This window comes from Flavobacterium sp. (genome assembly GCF_029242675.1).
Taxonomy (GTDB): domain Bacteria; phylum Bacteroidota; class Bacteroidia; order Flavobacteriales; family Flavobacteriaceae; genus Flavobacterium.
Genome location: NZ_JAQWTM010000339.1, coordinates 1 through 3891 on the forward strand (window position 1 = coordinate 1; position 3891 = coordinate 3891).

Sequence of the window (3891 nt, forward strand, 5' to 3'; positions counted from 1 at the left end):
CGCTTCTAATTAGCCTTATTGAGATTCCAAAACGCACATCGCGGGATAGAGCAGTAGGCAGCTCGTCGGGCTCATAACACGAAGGTCACAGGTTCGAGTCCTGGTCCCGCTACTAGAAAAAGCTTCACAGGGATGTGAGGCTTTTTTTATGCTTCAATTCTAAATCAATAAATTCTTAAAAGCTTACAATTTCTATAAAGCAAAAACTGCGCAACGTATCTAAATACATTTGCGCAGTTTTTATTTAAGTAAAATCATGATTGCAACTTACCAAATTGTTATTCTGTCTTTTTTAGGTAAAAACATTTTGTCTCCTTCTTTTACATTAAAAGCATCGTAAAAAGGCGTTGTATTCATAAGTGGGCCATTAACACGCCAGTTTGGCGGTGAGTGTGGGTTATTGTTTATCCACAAGCGAAGGTATTCGTCTTTCATTTTTACTCTCCATATTTTAGCTAAAGAAATAAAGAAGCGTTGGTCTGGTGTGAAACCGTCAATTTTCACGTTCCCTTTTCCTTCTTCTGTCATTTTGAACGCATCGTATGCAACAGCAATTCCAGCAATATCAGCTGTATTCTCTCCTACTGTTAATGCTCCATTTATGGGTAAATCTCCTAAAACTGTAAACGTACTATACAAATTAGTAACTTGCTGTATCCTCGCTTTAAACTGCGCATAATCCTCTTTTGTCCACCAGTTTTTTAGGTTACCATTTTTGTCATATTGTGCACCTTGGTCATCAAACGTATGTGTTATTTCATGACCAATAACCATTCCTATTCCACCGTAATTCAATGCATCATCAGCATTATTATCAAAATACGGCGGTTGTAAAATACCCGCTGGAAAAACAATTTCGTTTGCTGTTGGGTTGTTATAAGCCGTCACTGTTGGAGTTGTTGTATACCATTCTGATTTATCAACTGGTTTTCCCAACTTAGCTAACTGAAATTGATAAGCAGCAGTCGCGGCAGAAACCTTATTTTCGAAATAGGTATTTCTTGCAACAGTCACAGTGCTATAGTCTCTCCATTTATCAGGATATCCAATTTTTTTAGTGATGGCAAAAAGCTTTTCTTTGGCCTTTTTTTTGGTCGTTGGACTCATCCATTCTAGATTGTCTATTCGCTTAGCATAGGCCTTTTGTAGATTGTTAACCAAAGTCAACATTCGTTTCTTAGCCTCTTCTGAGAAATACTTTTTTACATACAACTCGCCAAGTGCTTCGCCTAGATAATTATCAAGAACACTGGCCATTTTTTCACCACGTGTTTTTTGTACCGCTTGACCAGAGAGCACCTTAGTGTACTCAAACGAAGCATCTACGAAAGGCTTACTCAAATCGTCTGCATATCGTTCTATAGAATTTGCTTTCAAATAAATTTTCCAATCAGCGATAGGAATTGACTTGACTAATTTATTAAGGGCATCATAATAAGCAGGTTGCCCCACATTTATAGAATCGGTTTTTGCTCCTAAATTATTTAAAAAACCAGTCCAGTTTAAGTTGGGATGCCTTTTTACAAGGTCAGAGACAGCAATTTTATTATAATTAGCTTGTACGTCTCGAAGTTCAACTTTAGTTTTATGTGACTTAGCAAGTTGTTTGTCGATATTAAAAACTAGATCTGCATTTAGTTTAGCCACTTGAGGATTATTGCCTGTTTGTTCAAATAATGAAGTAAGATACTTTTTATAGGCTTGTTGAATCTGTAGTGTTGATGCATCTGATTTAAAATAATAATCGCGATTAGGCAAGCCTAAACCTGTTTGATACAATTGAGCAATATTCATACTGCTGTTTTTTTCATCAGATGATATTCCAAAACCTATAATAGATGCATTGTCAACTTTCATTTCACTAGCGACAAAATTTAGTAGTGATGGCAAATCAGTAATGGCATCAATTTTAGCAAGTAAAGGTTTGATAGGTGCAAAACCCCGTTTTTCAATGGTAATGGTATCCATGCCCGATGCATAAAAGTCACCAACCTTTTCAGCTATACTTCCTGCTGGATTTTTATAATGCAAAATACTGTCTAAAATTCCTTGCAATCGCATTCGTTGCGGATAGTTCATAAACATATAGGCACCAACTCCCGACTGAGATGCTGGGATTGGAACAGAATCATACCATTTACCATTGACAAACTTAAAAAAATCATTACCTGGAACAATTGTAGAATCTATTCCGGTTATAGGCGTAGTTTTTTTCTCTTGATGTTTGGAGCAGGCCGACAAGGCCAGAAATGCGGTGAATAGCAGTAGTGATTTTTTCATGTTTTAGATTATTTCTATTAAAAGGAACTGAAAAGCGATTGTCTAAATTTCCAGAAAGTAGTAGTCTGACCTATTTAATTTTAGCAGAACAAGATACAAATTCGGTTTTAAATCGAGTCTTTTTTGTAAAAATACTTACGAATCACCCTTTTAGGAATTTGGATGGCACAATTCATTATGCCAATCGAAATTTCTTTCAACATCAATTCAAAATAAAATTCAAAACTTACTTAAAGAGGCAATCAATTATCAATTGTGTAAGGCTTGAAAATTAAAAGCTTTAAAACTGAATTAAAAGGAAATGTCTAGTATTTTTGTGGGATGTTAGAAATTCTTTATCAAGATGAATATATAGTTGCTATTAATAAGCCAAGCGGTTTATTAGTACACAAATCTTTTTATGCCCGTGATGCAAAAGTGTACGCTATACAAGAGCTACGCAATCAAATAGGAGGACAACATGTGTACCCTATTCATCGATTAGACCGAAAAACATCGGGAGTTTTATTATTTGCCTTAGACAAGTCGACCCTGAAAATCATGAATGATCGATTTGCTTTACGGGAAGTCGAAAAAAAATACTTAGCCATTTTACGTGGTTGGACTCTTCCAGAATCGACCATTGATTATGATTTAACTAATGATGATGACATCAAACAAAATGCAATAACGTACTTTCAACGCTTACAAACCACAGAAATTGATTTAGCATTTAATAATAAACCAACTTCAAGATATTGTCTAGTAGAAGCGATTCCTGAAACGGGACGTATGCACCAATTACGCAAACATTTCAAACATATTTTCCATCCAATATTAGGAAGTCGTCCTCATGGCTGTAACAAACAAAACAAATTGTGGCTAGAGAACTATGAACTAAAAGGAATGATGCTTCACGCACATCAATTAATCTTTAACCATCCGGTATCTAACGAAAAACTAATTCTGAATGCAAAGATAAATGAGGAGTTCTATAAAGTCGGAACTATTCTTAATCTAGATTTAAGCGACTACCATTAAAACTTAATCGCGATATAAAAAAACAATTTCGTACGAAAAATGTCACATAAGCAGCTAAGCGTATTCAGTTGTACAATTCGCAATTCCCCTATTGCACTTAGTTGGCATATTACTAAATGGATTAAATAAATTCTCACTAAATATACTTTTATCCATAAAAGGGATTGTTTTTTTCTCATAAAAAAAGAATGTAACAACTGATAGAACAGTTTTAAAAAATTAGCAAAGCTGCGCTTATAATGTCAAAATCAAATCTTGTTATACCTATTAAGGTCTTTTTTATTTTCCGTAATTTAAATTATTAAACGTTCAAAAACGTACTAATAGTACCGCAGTAGTATAAGTTACGCGCGATTTTAACCGATCAAATCAATTCCTATTTTGAAAGTAAAGTAAGTGCAATCAACATAAACATTGGTTAACGTTAGGTATTTGTCACTATATTAGATACTTTTGACTAAAATATAAACTTGATATGATGAAGTCAGTTAACATTAAAATTCTATTGGCTGATGACGATCAGGACGATTGTATGTTTTTTGAAGATGCAGTAAAAGAACTTTCCTTAGGATTAACTCTAGATACAGTTCA

General features: G+C 34.4%; 2 protein-coding genes and 1 tRNA gene. 2 read left to right on the forward strand and 1 reads right to left on the reverse strand.

The genetic code is table 11. The annotated features are described in order from the left end of the window. Window positions 1-39 precede the first annotated feature (39 nt). A tRNA-Met gene (locus P8M54_RS12435) sits at window positions 40-112 on the forward strand. 155 nt (window positions 113-267) lie between these two features. Here P8M54_RS12435 and P8M54_RS12440 read toward each other — a convergent pair. Beyond that, window positions 268-2280, reverse strand: coding sequence for a M13 family metallopeptidase (locus P8M54_RS12440; protein WP_300288232.1), 2013 nt, complete (start codon window positions 2278-2280; stop codon window positions 268-270). Between the two features lie 321 nt (window positions 2281-2601). Between P8M54_RS12440 and P8M54_RS12445 the strand changes: the two genes are divergently transcribed. Continuing rightward, window positions 2602-3300: a pseudouridine synthase gene (locus P8M54_RS12445; RefSeq protein ID WP_300288233.1), complete on the forward strand. Its 699-nt coding sequence runs from the start codon at window positions 2602-2604 to the stop codon at window positions 3298-3300. The last annotated feature ends 591 nt before the right edge of the window (window positions 3301-3891 follow it).